General features: G+C 42.1%; 17 protein-coding genes and 1 riboswitch. Of the genes, 13 read left to right on the top strand and 4 right to left on the bottom strand.

Annotated elements, in window-relative coordinates:
- Window positions 1-68 precede the first annotated feature (68 nt).
- The gene (locus CCS02_RS20895) at window positions 69-1,217 is read right to left on the bottom strand and encodes an AGE family epimerase/isomerase (protein ID WP_100637607.1); all 1,149 of its coding nucleotides are present in this window, start codon (window positions 1,215-1,217) and stop codon (window positions 69-71) included.
- A 96-nt stretch (window positions 1,218-1,313) separates the two neighbouring features.
- Between CCS02_RS20895 and hldE the strand changes: the two genes are divergently transcribed.
- The 7 genes from hldE to CCS02_RS20860 all read left to right on the top strand — a co-directional run bounded on the left by hldE (window position 1,314) and on the right by CCS02_RS20860 (window position 10,247).
- A complete protein-coding gene (gene hldE, locus CCS02_RS20890; RefSeq protein ID WP_100187901.1) occupies window positions 1,314-2,741 on the top strand; it encodes a bifunctional D-glycero-beta-D-manno-heptose-7-phosphate kinase/D-glycero-beta-D-manno-heptose 1-phosphate adenylyltransferase HldE in 1,428 nt (475 codons plus the stop codon).
- A complete protein-coding gene (msbA, locus tag CCS02_RS20885; RefSeq protein ID WP_100187890.1) occupies window positions 2,742-4,532 on the top strand; it encodes a lipid A export permease/ATP-binding protein MsbA in 1,791 nt (596 codons plus the stop codon).
- A gap of 2 nt (window positions 4,533-4,534) precedes the next feature.
- A complete protein-coding gene (locus tag CCS02_RS20880) occupies window positions 4,535-5,761 on the top strand; it encodes a 3-deoxy-D-manno-octulosonic acid transferase (protein ID WP_100637606.1) in 1,227 nt (408 codons plus the stop codon).
- A 22-nt stretch (window positions 5,762-5,783) separates the two neighbouring features.
- Window positions 5,784-5,903, top strand: a riboswitch (TPP riboswitch).
- Between the two features lie 79 nt (window positions 5,904-5,982).
- Window positions 5,983-6,996 carry a thiamine ABC transporter substrate binding subunit gene (gene thiB / locus CCS02_RS20875; RefSeq protein ID WP_100637605.1) on the top strand — a complete coding sequence of 338 codons (1,014 nt, stop codon included), beginning with the start codon at window positions 5,983-5,985 and terminating at the stop codon, window positions 6,994-6,996.
- Window positions 6,972-8,603, top strand: a complete 1,632-nt coding sequence (thiP, locus tag CCS02_RS20870) for a thiamine/thiamine pyrophosphate ABC transporter permease (protein WP_232728937.1) — start codon at window positions 6,972-6,974, stop codon at window positions 8,601-8,603. The genes thiB and thiP overlap by 25 nt, the downstream gene beginning before the upstream one ends.
- Window positions 8,590-9,327, top strand: coding sequence for a thiamine ABC transporter ATP-binding protein (locus CCS02_RS20865; protein ID WP_100187903.1), 738 nt, complete (start codon window positions 8,590-8,592; stop codon window positions 9,325-9,327). The genes thiP and CCS02_RS20865 overlap by 14 nt, the downstream gene beginning before the upstream one ends.
- A 53-nt stretch (window positions 9,328-9,380) precedes the next feature.
- Window positions 9,381-10,247: a DMT family transporter gene (locus tag CCS02_RS20860; protein WP_100187893.1), complete on the top strand. Its 867-nt coding sequence runs from the start codon at window positions 9,381-9,383 to the stop codon at window positions 10,245-10,247.
- Here CCS02_RS20860 and CCS02_RS20855 read toward each other — a convergent pair.
- From CCS02_RS20855 to CCS02_RS20845, 3 genes are read right to left on the bottom strand one after another with little or no spacing between them, the layout of a single operon-like run.
- Window positions 10,244-11,137 carry a DMT family transporter gene (locus CCS02_RS20855; protein WP_100637604.1) on the bottom strand — a complete coding sequence of 298 codons (894 nt, stop codon included), beginning with the start codon at window positions 11,135-11,137 and terminating at the stop codon, window positions 10,244-10,246. The genes CCS02_RS20860 and CCS02_RS20855 overlap by 4 nt on opposite strands.
- Before the next feature lie 9 nt (window positions 11,138-11,146).
- Window positions 11,147-12,043 carry a DMT family transporter gene (locus CCS02_RS20850; RefSeq protein ID WP_100637603.1) on the bottom strand — a complete coding sequence of 299 codons (897 nt, stop codon included), beginning with the start codon at window positions 12,041-12,043 and terminating at the stop codon, window positions 11,147-11,149.
- A gap of 57 nt (window positions 12,044-12,100) precedes the next feature.
- Window positions 12,101-12,826: a MipA/OmpV family protein gene (locus tag CCS02_RS20845; RefSeq protein ID WP_232728936.1), complete on the bottom strand. Its 726-nt coding sequence runs from the start codon at window positions 12,824-12,826 to the stop codon at window positions 12,101-12,103.
- Window positions 12,827-13,093: 267 nt separating this feature from the next.
- On the opposite strand from CCS02_RS20845, the gene rpsF reads away from it, so the two are divergent.
- From rpsF to CCS02_RS20815, 6 genes are all read left to right on the top strand, one after another.
- The gene (gene rpsF / locus CCS02_RS20840; RefSeq protein WP_012071135.1) at window positions 13,094-13,498 is read left to right on the top strand and encodes a 30S ribosomal protein S6; all 405 of its coding nucleotides are present in this window, start codon (window positions 13,094-13,096) and stop codon (window positions 13,496-13,498) included.
- Window positions 13,499-13,521: 23 nt separating this feature from the next.
- Window positions 13,522-13,752 (top strand): 30S ribosomal protein S18, encoded by a 231-nt coding sequence (gene rpsR / locus CCS02_RS20835; RefSeq protein ID WP_012071134.1) that lies wholly within the window; start codon window positions 13,522-13,524, stop codon window positions 13,750-13,752.
- A gap of 21 nt (window positions 13,753-13,773) precedes the next feature.
- Window positions 13,774-14,634, top strand: a complete 861-nt coding sequence (locus CCS02_RS20830) for a hypothetical protein (RefSeq protein WP_100187897.1) — start codon at window positions 13,774-13,776, stop codon at window positions 14,632-14,634.
- A gap of 22 nt (window positions 14,635-14,656) precedes the next feature.
- Complete coding sequence (rplI, locus tag CCS02_RS20825) at window positions 14,657-15,100, top strand: 50S ribosomal protein L9 (protein WP_012071132.1); 444 nt, start codon at window positions 14,657-14,659, stop codon at window positions 15,098-15,100.
- Window positions 15,101-15,242: 142 nt separating this feature from the next.
- Window positions 15,243-16,619, top strand: coding sequence for a replicative DNA helicase (gene dnaB / locus CCS02_RS20820; protein ID WP_072841055.1), 1,377 nt, complete (start codon window positions 15,243-15,245; stop codon window positions 16,617-16,619).
- Window positions 16,620-16,712: 93 nt separating this feature from the next.
- Complete coding sequence (locus CCS02_RS20815; protein WP_072841054.1) at window positions 16,713-18,275, top strand: methyl-accepting chemotaxis protein; 1,563 nt, start codon at window positions 16,713-16,715, stop codon at window positions 18,273-18,275.
- Window positions 18,276-18,417 lie beyond the last annotated feature (142 nt).

Raw genomic sequence — 18,417 nt, 5'->3', positions numbered from 1 at the left:
ATTTGTCCTAATATCTAAGGTTTTGCCTTTGCTAAGTTTACGTATAAGCCTAAGCCAGTAAGCTAAAACTAGAAAGAGCCCAGAAAACCGTTGTTTGCTTTTGCCCATGCTATCACTTCTGTCAGGCCGAGAAAAATATGATAGCTGCTGGTTCCGGGAAGCGGATAGTTTTTTGGTGTGTTGTCTTCGTTAAGGTATTCATTCCAACGGCCGTTTGTTAGAAAATAGTGCTGCTGAGCAAAATTGATGCATTTCTCTAAACGGTCGATTTTCTCTTCTTTGCCAATCGGCATTACTGTGACTGCTTTTAAATATTCGGTAATCGGCCAGATACGTTTTTCTTTATCAAGGGGGTGCTTGGTATCTCCGTCTATTTGATTGTAAATGCCGCCATTGTTGGCTAGTCCATGTCTGGTTGCTGTTAGCCATAGTTGTTGTGCTAAGTCAGTATAGTCGGGGTTAGGGATTATTTTATTTGCTTGGTAAAGCAACCAGACCCATTCGAAGTGATGCCCAGGTTCTACTTGATTGCCTGTTTGAGGGTCAATACTCCAATCAGCACTAAAAAACTCACGTAGTGTCTTCGTTTCTTTGTGATAAAAACGTTCAAGTGCTAATGAAAGTAGAGATTGGATAGCCTCTTTATAATCGTCATCGTTAGTTGTATTAAAAGCAGCAACATAACCTTCTAGTAAGTGCATGTGTGGGTTTTGGCGACGAATTTGGCTTGTATCGACAGGATAGGATTCATAAAAACCACCTGATAGGGCTCGCATATTATCTAATAAAAAGAGATGCGTTTTTTTCATAAAAATAAGAGCGCGATCATCTTTTGTTACTCTGTAATAATGGCTAAAAGACAGTAATACGAAAGCAAGAGCATATGCGTCTGATTGTGTGTCTTTGATTGAAAGATCGTCATGCAACGAAAAAATCCAGCGTTCATCGATAAAATAATGAGAAGTGATGAAGTCGAAAAGCGGGGTTAGCTTCACTTGCCACTCTGGCATGTTTTTGATCTGGCAGGCATGACTAAAAGTATATAGCTGACGACATTGAGTTAATAAACGAACACGGCCAACACTATTGTTGGTCCAGTCATGGTTCATGCTTTCATAACTATAGCCATCTTCCTTGTTGATACCATAACAAGACCAATTGTTTAAAAGTTCATCAAATAAGAACGATTGGCTAGATAATAGAGCGGAATTCAGCATTGTGTAAAAGCCTTATTTCGTATGTTTTAGGTATGTCCAACTTGGTGTGGGAGTATGATAAGATGAGTGTCTCTAAAAATCGATTATTATGTGCCTATGAACTCTTCGTATTTGAATTTTAAAGATAAACACATCCTTGTTGTTGGGGATGTGATGTTAGATCGCTACTGGCATGGTGGCACCTCGCGTATTTCTCCTGAAGCTCCGGTTCAAGTCGTTAAGGTTTCCAGTATTGAAGATCGCCCCGGTGGTGCCGCAAACGTAGCACTTGGTTTGGCTAAATTAGGTGTATCTGTAACGTTAGTAGGTGTAGTCGGCAACGATGAAAATGCTGATGTTTTGTCTCGTTGCCTAGAAGAGGTAGGGGTGACTTGTCGTTTTGTTCGCTCAGAAACCTTACCAACCATCACTAAATTGCGTGTGATGAGTCGTCATCAACAACTTATTCGTTTGGATTTTGAAGAGCGTGAAGACAGTCTTTCTCAAAATGAAGCATTGGCAAAAGTCGTCGAGGAGTGTTTGCCTGAATCTGATGCTGTCATTTTTTCTGACTATGCAAAAGGCTGCCTTGCTGATGTTCAGTCTTTGATTAAATTATCAAATGCGGCGAAAGTGCCTAGTTTTGTTGACCCTAAAGGTAATGACTTCTCAATCTATCAAGGAGCAACCTTAGTTAAGCCGAACCTTCTTGAGTTCGAAACGATAGTGGGTAAATGCCGCTCAACGAAAGAGTTGGAAGAAAAAGCCAAAGCTCTGCGCGAGCAATTTGGCTGGAAAGCATTATTGGTCACTCGTGGTGAAGACGGTTTGATTTTATTGAGTGATGATAAACCTCCTTTTTCATTGGCGACGGCTGCCAAAGAGGTGTTTGATGTTACGGGCGCTGGCGATACCGTTGTTGCAGTTTTGACAGCGGTTTATGTTACGAGCAAGCGTTTTATTGATGCTGTTGAATACGCTAACCAAGCAGCGGGTTATGTCGTTGGAAAACTGGGTACGGCATCAATCAGTGCTGAGCGACTAGACGCCATCATGTTTCAGCGTTCACATAACACAAACTTTGGCGTGCTTTCTCCAGAAGATCTGCTTGAGCAAATTAAACTGGCGCAGATGAATGGTGAAAAGATTGTTTTTACGAATGGTTGTTTCGATATTCTTCATCCTGGACATATTGCTTACATGAAGCAGGCCAAAGCGCTTGGAGATCGTTTAATTGTTGCCGTCAATACCGATGCATCAGTTAAGCGACTTAAAGGCGAAAAACGTCCAATTAATAACTTAATTCACCGCATGTCTGTGCTTGAAGGCGTGGGCTCTATTGACTGGGTAACTTGGTTCGACGAAGACACACCAAAAGAAATTATTGAATTCTTAACGCCTGATGTTTTGGTTAAAGGTGGGGATTACACCATAGAAACAATTGTTGGTGCTGATCATGTCTTAGCTCATGGAGGGGAAGTGAAAGTTTTGACTTTTGTTGATGGTTACTCAACTACCTCTATCATCGAAAAAGCGAATTTATAAATGCAAGATAAAGAAAATATAGAAATCGAAACTCCGGCTCCAAAAGCTCCTGTTTCTGGTATGCAAAACTATTTTCGCCTTTTGGGTTATGTGCGCTCATCTTGGTTGTATTTGGTTCTTAGTATAATAGGTTATGTCATTTATGCTTCGATGGAGCCAGCTTTAGCTGCTTTACTAAAGCATATTGTAGATATTGTTTCTGTAGGGCAAATATCAGATAGTCGTCTATTAATACCTTTGGCTATTCTGGGGGTTTTTATTGCTCGAGGGATAGGTACTTTCTTGGGTAACTACTTTATGGCGAAAGTTGCCAATAATGTGGTTTTTGATTTACGTACCAGCATGTTTAATAAGCTCGTACTCCTACCTTCTAATTATTATCATTCTATTCCTACTGGACGACTTCTCGCTAAGCTGACATACGATACTGAACAAGTCATTGGCTCTATTACCCAGGCAATACGTGTTCTTTTGCGTGAAGGCCTAACAGTTGTTGGTTTGTTAGGTTATATGATCTATATGAACTGGCGCCTTTCTTTATTGTTTTTATTGGTTGTGCCTTTAATTGGCTTAATTGTTTCTTATGCATCTAAGCGTTTTCGCAAACTGAGTACTCGAATTCAAAATGCGATGGGTGGTGTTACTGATGTGGCATCAGAAGCGATTAAAGGTCATGAAGTGGTTAAAATATTTGGCGGTAGCCAGTATGAAATATCGCGTTTCCATAAGGCTGCGAATGAAAATCGTCGTTCTCAGTTAAAAATGGAAATGACTAAATCTCTTAATATTCCGATTGTGCAGTTCATTCTTGCGCTGATGATGGCGATTCTAATTTGGTTTGCTTTAAGCCCTTCTATCAGTTCACATATGTCTCCAGGCGATTTTATCGCCTTCCTGACTGCTGCTGGTATGTTAGGTAAGCCTATTCGTCAGCTGACAGATGTAAACAGTATATTGCAAAAAGGTATTGCCGCTTCTTACAGTATTTTTGATTTCTTGGATTTGCCAGAAGAGGTTGATAAAGGATTAACACCCGCAACCCGATTTAAGGGGGATATTGAGTGGGATAATATGTCCTTTAAATACACTGGTGCTGAGAAACAGACATTAAAAAATATTAGTTTGTCTTTGCCAGCTGGAAAAACTTTGGCGTTAGTAGGGCGTTCAGGTAGTGGTAAATCTACTATAGCGAACTTAATTCCGCGTTTTTATGATATTGATGATGGTTCTTTGAGTATAGATGGTGTTCGTATCAATGATTATAAGTTGACTGAGCTGCGCTCTAATATCGCTTTGGTAAATCAACAAGTTGTACTTTTCAATGGCACGATTCGAGATAATATCGCCTACGGTTATTTGCGTGATACCAGTGTAGAAGATGTCATTGAAGCAGCTAAAGCAGCCAATGCTTGGGACTTTATTCAAGAGCTTGATCATGGTCTAGATACCATGGTTGGCGAGAATGGTGTTCTCTTGTCTGGTGGTCAGCGACAGCGTATTGCGATAGCTAGAGCTATCTTGAAAAATGCGCCTATTTTGATTTTGGATGAAGCGACGTCAGCATTGGATACGGAATCAGAGCGAGCAATTCAGACTGCCCTGGATGGTCTAATGGCGAATCGTACCACTATCGCTATTGCCCATCGATTATCGACCATTGAGAATGCCGATATTATTGCGGTTGTGGATCATGGTGAGATCATTGAACAAGGCTCGCACAGTGAGTTGTTAGCGATGAATGGTGCTTATGCACAGCTTCATAATCAGCAATTCAGCGAGACACCAGCTTAATTATGTGGCTGTACCGTTCTTTACTAGTCTTATTAACGCCGGTTATTTTATCGAAAATACGGCGTTTTAAGAAAACCTATCAGCACTATCGTGCTAAAGAAGCGTTTGGCTTTTGGCCTTCTGTTGAAGCGGATTTATGGATTCATTGTGCGTCTGTGGGCGAAGTGCTTGCTGTACGCCCCTTGGTACTTCAGTGGCGTGAAAAATACCCTACACAGCGATTATTAATTACCACTATGACACCGACGGGGGCAGAGCAAGTAGTAAAAACCTTTCCTTTTGCAGAGCATCGATATTTGCCAATGGACTGGCGCTCAAGTGTTAAAAGGGCACTTAAAAAACTAACCTGTAAGCATTTATTAATTGTAGAAACCGAACTTTGGCCTAACTTGTTACAACTGGCTAAGCAGCGAGGTCTACGTGTTGAGGTAGTGAATGCTCGTTTGAGTGAGCGTTCTTTCCAGCGCTATCAGAAGTTTTCAGCTATCTCGCGCCCCTTATTTGCTTTACCGGATTGTTTTTTGGCGCATGCACAAGCTGATGCAGTGCGCTTTGAAGCGTTGGGAGCAAAAAAAGTATTAGTGACAGGAAGTATTAAATTCGATCTTGCTGTGCCGCCTGAAGTATTTCAAGCTAACTGGCGTCGACAGTTAGGTTCAAGGTTTGTCTGGGTGGGAGGAAGTACTCACCAAGGTGAAGATGAAATGCTATTGCGCGTTCATAAGGCGCTGCTACAAAAATATCCAGATGCGTTATTGGTACTGGTTCCTCGTCATCCTGAACGCTTTGAAGCAGTACAAGCTTTAGCTATGCAGTCTTTTGAGCGAGTCGCTCTTCGTACTCAAACGGCACTCGATCAATGGGCTAATTTTGATGTGGTGATTGGCGACTCCATGGGAGAGTTGATGTATTACTATCAAGCATCTGATATGGCTTTTGTTGGTGGCAGTTTGATTAAACGCGGTGGCCACAATCCGATTGAGCCCGCCTTGCTTGGAAAGGCAATTTTAGTTGGACCCTATACCTTTAATTTTATGGATATTACTGAACAGCTTTTGCAGGTGAATGGCGCTATTCGTTGTCAAGACGAAGCGCAATTGACAAAAGTAGTTGTGGATCTTGCGGGGCAATCGTCTCAGCGTTTCCGTCTCGGTCAAACTGCATTGCGTTTTGCAGAAAAAAATCAAGGTGCAGTCACCAGAGTGCTTGCTGAAATAGACTTCCGTTGATCGACTCTTTACAATAAACGCTCATTATCTCATGGGGTGCTTTAGCATTTAGTAAATGTTAGAGCTGAGAAGCAGATTGTCTGCTAACCCACCGAACCTGATCCAGATCATGCTGGCGTAGGAATCGAGATAGCAAGTTGAACTGCCGACATATATAGTAGCTCAAAAATCATCCTTGCCATTTCCCCTGTACGCCGCTCACTTATTTTAGGAGCGACACTTTGAAACCATTTTTGTTAACCACTCTTTTTTCTGCGGCTGTTGTTAGTCTTGGCGTAGCTTTTTCGCCTGTAACATTAGCCAAAGATACTCTGAATATCTATACCTATGATGCGTTTGCATCCGATTGGGGGCCGGGTCCGAAGATAAAAGCTAATTTCGAAAAAGAATGTGCCTGTGAAGTGAATTTTGTCGCATTGGACTCTTCGGTTGGTATTTTGTCCCGCGCGCAACTAGAAGGGAAGTCGTCACAAGCTGATGTACTTTTGGGGTTAGACCTAAATCTAATGGAAGCCGCAAAACAGACAGGTCTATTGGCGAACCATGCTGTTGATACTTCAGCTATCACTATTGCTGGTGGCTGGTCGGATAAAACCTTCGTGCCATTTGATCAAGGTCACTTTGCTTTTATTTACAATTCTGAAACGCTTAAAAGTCCGCCAACTAGTTTGGAAGAAGTGGTAGATAATCAAAACCTGCGTGTTATTTATCAGGATCCAAGAACGAGCACGCCAGGGCTTGGTCTGTTGTTATGGGTGAAATCTGTTTATGGCGATAATGCTGCTGAAGCATGGGAGCGTTTGGCTTCTCATACCGTGACAGTAACGAAAAGTTGGTCTGACGCCTATGGTTTATTTTTGAAAGGCGAAGCGGATGTTGTGTTGAGTTACACCACATCTCCTGCTTATCACATTGTTGCGGAAGGGGATAATAAGTATATGGCTGCTGCAGCCAGTGAAGGTCTTTATCCACAAATCGAAGTGGCAGCGATGATGAAAGGTGCGCCTCATCCTGCCTTGGCGAAGCAGTTTATGCAGTTTATTTTGCAGTCAGGTTTCCAATTGACAGTTGCAACGGGCAATTGGATGTTACCCGTGGTTAAGCTAGATGAAAAATTACCAGCGGCTTTTGACAGTGCTTTAAAACCGGTAAAGAGTTTGGTTCTGCCGGCAAAAGACGTGGCGCAACATCGTAAAGCTTGGATTGATGAGTGGTTAAATGCCACGACTCGATAATCGACGTTAAGTTGTTTTTCTTTCGAACCGTCAAAGGGTTATTGCCGGCGCTATTAGGTGTTGGTTTTTTCCTGCTAATGGGAGCTGCCAGTTTGGCGGCTCTTTTGCGTTATAGCGAATTACACTCTTGGCTTGGCTATATGCAGCAGCCTTATCTTTGGCGGGTTGTACGCTTTTCCTTATGGCAAGCGCTGCTAAGCAGTAGTATTAGCTTACTTATTGCTATTCCTGTTGCTTCTTGTCTTATTCATCGCCAGTTTTATGGCCGATCTGCTTTACTGCAATTGTTTTCAGTTTCCATGGTGGTGCCAACCATTGTGGCGATTTTAGGCTTGGTGGTTGTCTATGGTCGTACCGGGTGGCTGAATCAGTTGTTTGGGGTGCAAGTTCCCTTGTATGGTTTGGTGGGTATCTTGCTTGCCCATGTATTTTTTAATATGCCGTTGGCCGTACGCCTTTTGTTGCAAGGTTATGACTTAATTCCATCAGGGCAGTGGCGTCAGGCTTCGCAGTTAGGTTTTTCTCGTTGGGCGGCCTTTCGTTGGATTGAATGGCACTACATGAAAAAGGTTCTGCCTGGAGCCTTTGTACTAATTTTCATGTTGTGCTTCTCTAGCTTTGCTGTGGTGTTAAGCTTAGGTGGCGGTCCAAAATATAGTACCTTGGAAGTGGCCATTTATCAGGCGCTTAGATTTGATTTTGACCTCAACAAAGCCAGTTTTTTAGCTTTGCTTCAGGTGTCCATATGCACTTTATTTGCGGTTGTTGTTTATCGGATCGCACCGATTAACCGTCAAGATGTGAGTTTATTGGCGGTAAAGAATTATTCACTTAAAGATTCTTTTTGGGCTAAGTCGGCAGATTTTTTGGCCTTACTCTGTGCGTTTGTATTGGTCATTCCACCTTTTTTAGCGATTTTTGATCCGATTATCTCGCCTATTTTTTTGAAGACATTACAGTCTGTTGCTTTGTGGAATGCTGTGCTTGTTTCATTGCAAATTGCTATTCCAGCGGCTCTGGTAAGTTTGCTGCTTGGTGTCTGTTTTGGTGTGCTGGCGCGGTTTTGTATGGCGCGTCAGTATTTTGCTTTTTTTCCGAATAAAATCGAGCATCTAGGGAATATGATTTTAATGGTGCCGGGTTTGGTGATTGCCACTGGCTTGTTTTTGACACTGCGTGATTTTGGCTGGGGGCTGCAATCGAGTTATTGGATTGTGGTATGGGTCAACGCGGTCATGGCGCTGCCTTTCGTGCTGCGAGCTTTGATGCCAGTTATGTATCAACAAGAGCGGCGTTTTCGAAATGTATACTTGAGTTTGGGGATTCGCTCTTGGTCTAGATGGCGTCTGGAATGGCCTTTAATGAGAGCCAGTATCGGGCAAGCATTTGGTTATGCGCTGTTATTGTCTTTGGGTGACATGGGAGTGATTGCGTTATTTGGAAGTCAGAGTTTGGTGTCTCTGCCTTTATATCTGTTTCAATTGATTGGCTCTTATCGGTTGGAAGAGGGGGCTTGTGTTGCTGTGGTATTAATTTCTCTATGCTTGATCTTGTTTTATTGTTCGTCTCGCTTTATTGGTGGAGTAACAGCACGTGTTAAAAATTAACCTTCAATATGATTGGGAGAATTTTCATGCCAATTATTGTGTGGAGATTTCCCCTGGTGTCACCACTTTACTTGGTGGTAGTGGCGAAGGAAAAAGTACGCTATTGCATTTATTGGGTGGCTTTTTAGACGGCCGTGGAGAGCTTTTTTTCAACGAAGAATCACTGCTTTCTTTACCCCCTTACGAAAGGCCAATATCGACCTTATTTCAAAGTGATAATTTATTTCCGCAATTAACCGTCTGGCAAAATGTCGCCATTGGTTTGTCTCCTTCTCTCTCTTTAAGCGGTGAGCAAAAAACAAGAATTCAGTGGGCGCTTGAAAAAACACAGCTTGTTGATAAAAAAGACCGCTATCCACAGGCTTTGTCTGGCGGGCAAGCCCAGAGGGTCGCTATTGCACGGGCATTGGTACGAAAAAAACCTATCCTGTTACTCGATGAACCTTTTAGTGCTTTGGATCCTGCATTACGTGAAGAAATGCTCTACTTGGTCAATGATGTAACGCTAGAATTGGGATTAACCACCTTGTTGGTATCGCATTTGCCGCAAGAAGCGAGTTTGGTCGGCGGACGAGTTATCTTGATTGAGCAAGGTCGTGTTACAGCTTATGAACCCGTATCTGTTTTATCTCAAATCGAGCCTCATCCGCTTTTTTCTCGTTACCTTGGAATGCCTAGTTCTGGATTGCCGAGCGCTGAAGGAGCTAATAGCTCGACAATCTAGCTTGATTGAGTTAAACAGTCTTCCTGTTTCACTTACATAGAAAGAGCGATTTAGTGTTAGATGATAACGAGTTATTAAAGAAAGGCATTGTGATGACAATCGCTTATGCGTTTGTTATGTCGCTTACTGCATTGGCTGCCAAACAGGCTCAAACCATGATCGCGGTATCAACCCTGGTTTTTTGGCAGAGTTTATTTTGTGCCTTAATACTTCTACCCCAAATGCGCGGACGCTGGCAAAAACGATCGCTTTCTGTGTGGAAAATTCACTTTTTGCGCAGTTTTGGTGGCTTCATTGGTTTTCTTTTTTATTATTGGTCGTTGAATCATATTCCTTTGGTGGAAGCTTCTTTACTTCGAACCTGCGCGCCATTGTGTGTTCCTTTTGTGGTGCTAATACTGCATAAAATCAGAATTCCAAAGGCGCGTTGGTTACCGCTTATAATCGGTTTTATTGGTGTGGCATTTGTTATTCAGCCTACGCCGGACCACTTAAATCCTTGGCATATTGTTGGGTTTATTTCCGCGATAGGCTTGGCCTTGTCTATGGTGACGACGCGAATGCTATCCCAGCAAGTATCTGGGCAAGAAACCTTGTTTGTGTATTTTTTCGTGTCGACAATATTGTCTCTACCATTGATGTTAGTGCAGGGTGATTCTTTGGTTTTACCTATTGCTGTATGGCCTCTGGTGGCTGCGGTCACCATCACTTTGTATGTAGGTATGTACCTTTATAATTTGGCTTATACCTATGCGCCAGCAAGTGTTGTTTCTCCCGTTAGTTATGTTGGTGTGGTGTTTAGTGGGTTTTGGGGATGGGTTGTCTGGGGCCATGTCCCTGACATTTACGCCATTCTTGGAATGTTGTTTATTTTTTCAAGCATTTTGATTAGTACCCGAATGGCGCGAAATAGAGGCTAGGCCGTTCGCAGCTTTTTTTTGTTTAGTATTGTCGCCACAAATATTCCTGAAAAAATTAATGTTATACCGATGTAATGGAAACTAAGCAGTTGTTCGCCTAGGAATATCACTGATAAGCCGATACTGAATACTGGGAGGAGGTGGATAAAGTGTCCTGCGGTTGCCGCACCGAGTTTCTGTACGCCAGTGTTCCAGCATAAAAAAGCCCCAATTGAAGCAAATAGCCCCATATAAATGATGGCGCCCCAGTTACTTACTGTGAAGTCAGTTAGTTGACTATGTCCAAATAGGAAGAATAGTGGAGCCTGAAACAAGGTTCCTATAATTGCTGTGCAGGCAAAGAAACCAATCAAAGACATTTCTTTCGGGCGTTTTGCAATGAGTACCGAATAAATAGCCCAGCTAATAGCCGCGGTAATAATCCATAAGTCGCCTTGTGAGAAACTCAAGTGTAAAAAGGTTTCTAAACTGCCGCGGCTAACGATCGTAATTGCACCAAGGGTGGAAATAAGTATGCCAGTATTCTGTAACCAAGATGTTTTATTCCCCAACAGTAGACGAGCTGTAATTAGTATCATCACCGGCATGATGGAATTGAGTAGTACTGCATTGGTGACTGTTGTGGTACCGAGCCCTATATAAAGGAAAAGATTGTAATTGCAAATGCCAAGCCAGCCAAAAAGAACAAGCAAAGGCCAGTTTTTTACGATAATGCTTCGTTCTCGCCAAAGCTTCTTGTAAGCAAAAGGCAAAATGATTAGGCAGGCAAGGCTCCAGCGTAAGAAAGATATTGAAAACGGGTCTATTCCATTGGAAACGGTTAATCGTCCTAAAATGTAATTGCCTGACCAGAAAAATATAGGCAGTAATAGGTAGATGAATGCTGGCATTTTTTGTCCTTATTGTTTTTTTCTTTTTGCCCAGTTTTGAATAAATAGGCCAACTAGAATACAAGCTAAACCAATGAGTGTGGAGCGTAAGATAGGTTCACCTGCGAATTGTGAAAGCCAGATAATTGATAGCAATGGGGATAGAAATATTAAGTTCGCTACTTGGCTGGCATTAGTTGTTAGTTTTAATGCTCTATTCCACAATACAAAACTTAGCCCCATTTCAAATAAACCAATATAAATTGCGCCCCATAATCCGTCATTATTCCAGTGGTTTAGTTCACCTGTTACGCCTGCAAATATCATGATTAAGGGGAGTGCAAAGGCAAAATTAAGCGTTAGACCGATTAAGCTAGGGCGTTTGTCTTTCGTATTCAATAACCAATAAAGTGCCCAAATAATAGTGCTTAGAAGAGCGAAGGCAACACCTGTGACGTTTGAAAACTCTAGTGACGCTATCTGGCCGCGAGTAGATATATAAAGTACGCCAAAATAGCACGCCGCAGCTGCGATATAGTCCGCGCTTTTTAGGCGTTGTTTGAGTATTGGGACGGCCATAAAGCTAAGCATAATGGCCCAAGTATAATTTATCGCTTGTGCCTCTTGTGCGGGAAGCATGTTGTAAGCTTGAAGTAATATTAGGTAATAAAGAAAGGGGTTGATTGCGCCAAAAAATAAAGATGATTTCCATGATTGCTTGGCGAAGCTAATTAATCGCTTTGTTTCACCCTTTAATGTAATCAGGGTTGTTAAAAAAATCAATGAGACGATGTTCGCAACAAGCAATAACTGTGTTGGCGAGAAGTACTTGAGTGATATCGAAAACGCAGTGGCTACGGTCGACCAAAGTAACACAGCCCCAAGGCCAAACAGCATGGCTTGGGTGTTGTTGGAAAATTTACTCATGACTTATTATTCCGAAAACTCAGATTTACCTGTGAGGCGATATTTATGTTGTATCTATCAAAATGAAAAGATAATACCAGCTAGAATAGATGTGATCGTATTGTCCTCTACCATAGGGCTTTTTAAAATTTCACTATCGAATTTAGTGTGATTGATGCCTAACATCAGATTTACACTTGTTGAAAGTGGATAAATGCCTCTTACCCCATATCTGATTTGAGAAACGGCACCTGAATCGTATGCAGCGATAGCACCACCAGTATTTACTGATTCGCTTTGAGAGACGCCAAATAAGTGGTTGCTCATTTTACTGTCCATGTAGCGATATGATATAGAAGGGATGACCTTCCATGCCCCGACAGGAAGTGGATATCCTAAGGCGATTTGTGCATAGTAGCCATCATGTTCACCGCTGATATCTTGAGCAACTTTTGCTGAAATCGGCCCCGCTCGATAACTAGCAAAAGCCATGATGCTGTCATCTCTATCATCTAATTGCTGGATGTTTATATCATCTGAGTCATCAGGGTCAAAGTTCGAACTTTCGTAGGATAAGCCGATAGCAAAGTTTTGTGGTGCTTGTTTGGGTAAAAAGCGATAGCCAATTTCAGGTAATTGAAGGAAAAAGTGTTCACCTTCATAACCTACGTTTGGCAGGAATTTAGCTTGATTATCTGTTTCTTTGTACACGGATTCTGATATAGCTCCAATGACGCCTAAGTTAGCATCAGCTTGAGCAACAACAGGCGTGGATAGTAATAGCGCAGAAAATATTTTTTTCATGATGTCCATATCCGTGGGTTAGAGTGAATTATGAAGAATCTAATTCTATTGTCTTTAATTGAGGCTGTAAAATAACCAAACTAAAATAGGTTTTATTTTTACTGTTTTAGACTAAGAAGGGTGGTGCGAGTATTACTTTGGTTGATTTCGTTTACTTATTGTTCACTAGTGCTATATAATGCGCGTCCCTGTAAATCAATACTCCTTGTCTCACAGCTTTTTTAACAGGGGGAGCGTGGAGACTAAGAACCCATAAGGAGAGCTTAAATGCGTCATTATGAAATCGTCTTTCTGGTTCACCCAGATCAAAGCGAGCAAGTACCAGCAATGGTCGAGCGTTACACTAACCTAATCACTGAAGATGGTGGTCAAGTTCACCGTCTTGAAGATTGGGGTCGTCGTCAACTAGCTTACCCAATTAACAAAATTCACAAAGCACACTATGTTCTTATGAACATTGAGTGTTCTGACAGTGTTTTGTCTGAACTAAACGACACTTTCCGCTACAACGATGCCATCATCCGTAACTTGGTGATTCGTCGTAAAGAAGCGGTAACTGACGTATCTCCTATTAAAGCTTCTGAAGGTCGTGAAGATCGTCGTTCTGCTCCTCAACGTGAAGAGCGTAACCACGACAATTCTGACGAAGTATCTGAAGAATCTGAAGATTAATCTATTTTTATTAGGAGACACTCATGGCTCGTTTTTTCCGTCGTCGTAAGTTCTGCCGTTTTACAGCAGAAGGCGTTAAAGAGATCGATTACAAAGATCTAGACACACTGAAAGGTTATATCACTGAAACTGGTAAAATCGTTCCTAGCCGTATTACTGGCACTAAGGCTCGTTACCAGCGTCAGCTAGCGACTGCAATCAAACGCGCTCGCTACATTGCTATTCTTCCTTACACTGACAGCCACTTTAATTAATAGGCTGAAAGAAGCGCTACTATGGGTGGTTTAGCTAAATGGGTAATGAAAAAACGCTTGAATGCCATTATTGGTGTGATGGTGTTTGGTCTAATTCCTATGATGTTTTGGCTGGCGGCTGCAATCTTAGGATTGGTGGTGCTTCGTAAAGGTGTAAAAGAAGGAATACCTGTATTAGCTTGGGGTTGTCTACCAGCACTTGTGTTGTGGATGTTCCAAGGAGATGCTACGGCGCTCATGGTATTAGTTGATGTGATGTTGTTGAGCTATTTGCTTAGATCAACAATGTCATGGAGTTGGGTGCTACTAGTCGGCAGCTTTTTGGCGGTTATTAGTACTCTGCTTCAGCCTCTTTTGATGGCAGATATTTTGAATTTGGCGGTAACGTTGGTTCAGAGTGTTTTGACGAAAGAAGGTGTTGAAGTTCCTGATAGAAATTTAATTTTTAACCAGGCAGTGATGGCTATATCCATCTTCCAAGTGGTTATTGCTATTATTTCTTTGTTTTTGGCAAGAAAATGGCAAGCAGGGCTCTATAATCCAGGCGGATTACGTACTGAATTTCATCAGTTAAGATTGCCAGTAGTGTTTAGTTTGGTATTGGGAGGAATGATTCTAATAGGTGAAAGCTTAGGTGGATCCTTTAGTATTTTATCCCAAGCCGCTGTGCCTGCTTTGGTGTTGCCGGGGCTCGCTCTAGTGCATGGTGTTTTAGCAAAAAAAGAAATTGGGATTGTTGGACTGATCGCATTTTATCTTGTAGGTTTTTTTGTACTGAATGTGTACTTTGCAAATATTCTTGTCGCACTTTGTGTGATTGATAGCTTTGTAGATATTCGTTCTAGAATACAAGGTAAGGCGTCCAACTCAAGTGATAGCTAATGATTAATTAGAGGTGATCGAGATGGAAGTTATTCTACTCGACAAAGTAAACAAGCTAGGCGGTATTGGTGACGTTGCAGTTGTTAAACCAGGCTATGCTCGTAACTTTTTGATTCCGAACAAAAAAGCTGTAATGGCTACTAAAGCTAATTTGGCTAGCTTTGAAGAGCGCCGTGTTGAATTAGAAGCGCAAGCTGCAGAGCGTAAAGCTGCTGCTGAAGCTCGTGCTCTAACATTAGAAGGCAAAACTTTCACTATCGCTGCAAATGCTGGTGATGAAGGTAAGCTTTTTGGTTCTATCGGTACTCGTGACATCGCTGATGCTATTTCTACGCAAGTAGCAGTAGAGAAAGCTGAAATCCGTCTTCCAGAAGGCGCGATTCGTCACACAGGTTCTTTCGAAGTAGACGTTCAACTTCATTCTGAAGTTATTGTAACGGTTACTTTAGAAGTAATCGCTGAGTAATTTGCTTCGGTAAATTACTTAAGAAAGATGCGAATCTTTCTTAAATAAGAGAAGGGTATCTTGCTTTGCAAGATGCCCTTTTTTTGTTGGCGTGATAAGCTAATCTTTCTGTATTTTTTCTGTATTTGTATGGGTATTTTGCGTGCAACTAAATGATTCTGAAGTCGCTTCTATTAAATTACCACCGTATTCCATTGAGGCTGAGCGTTCAGTTGTTGGCGGATTGATGTTGGATCCCCAAGCTTGGGAGAAAGTCTCCGAGCTTGTTATTGCTGATGATTTTTATCGTCCAGAGCATAAGGCAATTTTTACCGTTATTGCTCGCCTAGCTGACGAATCAGAACCTATTGATGTGGTTACCATTGGTGAGCGATTAGATAAGCGTGGCGATCTAGAATCTATTGGTGGTATGGCATATTTAATTGAGGTTGCTGAAGCCACGCCAAGTGCCTCCAACATCGCTTCCTATGCTGATATCGTTCGTGAGCGTTCTATTTTGCGCCGTCTTATTTCTACAACAAACGATATATCTGCGCGAGCTTTTCATCCAGAAGGTATGACTGCTGCTGAAGTATTGGATGAAGCTGAGCGAAAAATATTTCAAATAGCTGAGGGTGGAGAGAAAAAAGGCGGCCCGCGAATTGCAGCAGATATTTTAAGTGCCACCGTCGATAAAATTGATGAGCTGTACCATCAAGAAGGTGCCATTACAGGTTTAAGTACGGGCTTTACTGATTTAGATGCTATGACGGCAGGGTTGCAGAAGTCGGATTTAATTATTGTGGCAGGGCGACCTTCCATGGGTAAAACGACGTTTGCGATGAACTTGGTAGAAAATGCCGCCATGATTAGTGATAAGCCCGTTATTGTATTCAGTTTGGAGATGCCTGCTGAATCACTCATGATGCGTATGTTGTCTTCCCTTGGTCGAATCGATCAGACTCGAATGCGTTCTGGGCAACTGGTTCAGGAAGACTGGGATAAGTTAATGTCTGCGGTAAAAATGCTAAAAGATCGCAAGCTCTTTATTGATGATACTGGTGGTATTAGCCCAACAGAAATGCGCTCACGTGTGCGACGTATTGCTCGTGAACACGGTGGTGTTGCAATGATCATGGTCGATTACCTTCAGTTGATGCAAATTCCAGGTTTCACTGAAGGTCGTACCAATGAGATCTCTGAAATCTCTCGTTCTCTTAAGGCTATAGCCAAAGAAATGGAATGCCCTATGGTGGCGCTTTCTCAGCTCAACCGTAGTTTGGAGAATCGACCCAATAAGCGCCCAGTTAACTCTGATTTGCGTGAATCTGGGGCAATTGAGCAGGATGCCGATGTTATTTCCTTTGTATATCGAGATGAGGTTTATCACGAAGATACACCGCATAAAGGTATTGCTGAAATTATTATCGGTAAGCAGCGTAATGGTCCAATTGGTACATGCCGATTGGCATTTGTGGGTAAATATACTCGCTTTGAAGATTTAGCGCCGGATGCTTACCGAGACTTTGATGATGAATAAGTCAATGTGATATATTTTTAGGGTATATTTACAAATAGTAACAATCCAGCATACGTGATAAAAATAACTAATATAAAAAATCGAGAGTTGTTTATGCGAAAAATGCCAGTAACAAATAAAGAAAATGATTTTCCCGAAAGCTACGTGTTAGTTTCCAGTACAGATGTGAAGGGACGCATTACGTTTGTGAATGATGTTTTCTGTGAGATAGCAGGTTATAAGCGTGAAGCTCTGATTGGCTCGCCACATAATATTATCCGTCACCCTGATGTGCCAGCAGCGGTTTTTGCTGATATGTGGGCCAATTTGAAACAGGGTAAGAGTTGGATGGGGTTGGTAAAAAACCGCTGTGAAAATGGAGATCATTACTGGGTAAGTGCTCATGTAAGTCCGCTATTAGATGGCAGTAAAGTGATTGGTTATGAATCTGTTCGCCGCAAAGCAACGCGAGATGAAATTCAACATGCTCAGTCTATTTATGATCGTATTAATGCGGGAAAAGGTTTGTTACCAATAACGACCAAGGTATCTGCGCATTTAAGCAATGCTTCTTGGCCTTTAATGTCCAGTTTTATTTTATTGGCCATTATTGGTTTATTGTCTAACGTATTAGCTTTGCAAGTTGCTGGGCCTATTTTGGCTTTGTTCGGGATGTGGTTAACCTATTTCCAGGCTCAGTCTTTGCACTCGGTTGTCTCTGGCTTATCGTCCGAGTCGCATAACCCAATAGGTCAGTATTTATACTGTAAAACGGTTGGAACCAAAGCCGCGATCAAGTTTGCAAAAATTCATCAAGAAGCGGCTGGTAATACTTTTCGCTATCGCCTAAAAGAGGGTGCTCAACAGCTTCGTCAAAGAGCATCGGATGCGAAAGCCAGTGTGACAACGAATTTGGTCAATTTCAATAAGCAACGAAATACCTTTCAGGAAGTGGTTGCGGCGAGTTCTCAACTCTTGTCTAGTGTGACTGATGTTGCAGAGCATGTTCATGTGGCGGTTGAGGCAACTGAGTCTGTCGGTGGATTATCTCGTGAGAGTCGTTTGTTGGCTCAGCAAACGGGTGAGACTATGCGTCAGGTTTATCAAGACATTTCGGATGCTAAAAAAGTTGTCGCGATATTAGCTGAACGCAGTGATAGCATTAACGAAGTGGTTAATTCTATTAGTGGTATTGCTGAGCAAACAAATCTGTTGGCGTTGAATGCGGCCATTGAGTCTGCTCGTGCGGGTGAAGCTGGGCGTGGTTTTGCGGTGGTTGCGGATGAGGTTCGAGCATTGGCAATTCGCACTCAGAATGCCACACAAAGTATTCATAGCATGACGGAAGAGCTGAAGAAAAACACTTTAGATGTAACTAATACTATTGATAAAGGCACTGCGGTTGCACAAGAAGGTGTTGATAGCGTTAATAAAGTGGCTCAGAAAATGGGTGATATAGAAGCGGCTATAAAACGTGTTGTAGAGATGACGGCACAGATCAATGTATCCTCTGAAGAGCAAGCTAGTGTAGCTAGAGATCTTAATGAAAAGATGCAAGATGTCGACGCATTAAGTATTAACAGTATTGAGCGCGCGGAAAATATAGTCGTCAATATTAGTCATATTGAAGAAGAAGCTTATGAGCAAGGGAACCTTGCTGAGCGCATGAAACAGTAATGCATTAATAAAATGATTTTTTAGGTCGCGCGTTAGTGCGTCAAGTTTGTTGTAGGTCGTGCTTTAGCGCGTCAAGGGTTTTGGTTTGGTTTAACTAGGCTTTTGATGGCCTGAAGTCTGACCTACATGTGGTTGGTTTTCT

It is taken from the genome of Marinomonas sp. ef1 (genome assembly GCF_002806845.1).
GTDB lineage: Bacteria > Pseudomonadota > Gammaproteobacteria > Pseudomonadales > Marinomonadaceae > Marinomonas > Marinomonas polaris.
Note: the sequence above shows the minus strand (reverse complement) of the source record. Positions and strands in the feature narration are given on the sequence as shown.

Coding starts and splice junctions, on each gene's coding strand:
- rpsR (WP_012071134.1), top strand. CDS start 13,522: ATGGCTCGTTTTTTCCGTCGTCGTAAGTTCTGCCGTTTTACAGCAGAA.
- CCS02_RS20895 (WP_100637607.1), bottom strand. CDS start 1,217: ATGCTGAATTCCGCTCTATTATCTAGCCAATCGTTCTTATTTGATGAA.
- CCS02_RS20850 (WP_100637603.1), bottom strand. CDS start 12,043: ATGAGTAAATTTTCCAACAACACCCAAGCCATGCTGTTTGGCCTTGGG.
- CCS02_RS20815 (WP_072841054.1), top strand. CDS start 16,713: ATGCGAAAAATGCCAGTAACAAATAAAGAAAATGATTTTCCCGAAAGC.
- CCS02_RS20845 (WP_232728936.1), bottom strand. CDS start 12,826: ATGAAAAAAATATTTTCTGCGCTATTACTATCCACGCCTGTTGTTGCT.
- msbA (WP_100187890.1), top strand. CDS start 2,742: ATGCAAGATAAAGAAAATATAGAAATCGAAACTCCGGCTCCAAAAGCT.
- CCS02_RS20830 (WP_100187897.1), top strand. CDS start 13,774: ATGGGTGGTTTAGCTAAATGGGTAATGAAAAAACGCTTGAATGCCATT.
- CCS02_RS20880 (WP_100637606.1), top strand. CDS start 4,535: ATGTGGCTGTACCGTTCTTTACTAGTCTTATTAACGCCGGTTATTTTA.
- rplI (WP_012071132.1), top strand. CDS start 14,657: ATGGAAGTTATTCTACTCGACAAAGTAAACAAGCTAGGCGGTATTGGT.
- CCS02_RS20855 (WP_100637604.1), bottom strand. CDS start 11,137: ATGCCAGCATTCATCTACCTATTACTGCCTATATTTTTCTGGTCAGGC.
- hldE (WP_100187901.1), top strand. CDS start 1,314: ATGAACTCTTCGTATTTGAATTTTAAAGATAAACACATCCTTGTTGTT.
- rpsF (WP_012071135.1), top strand. CDS start 13,094: ATGCGTCATTATGAAATCGTCTTTCTGGTTCACCCAGATCAAAGCGAG.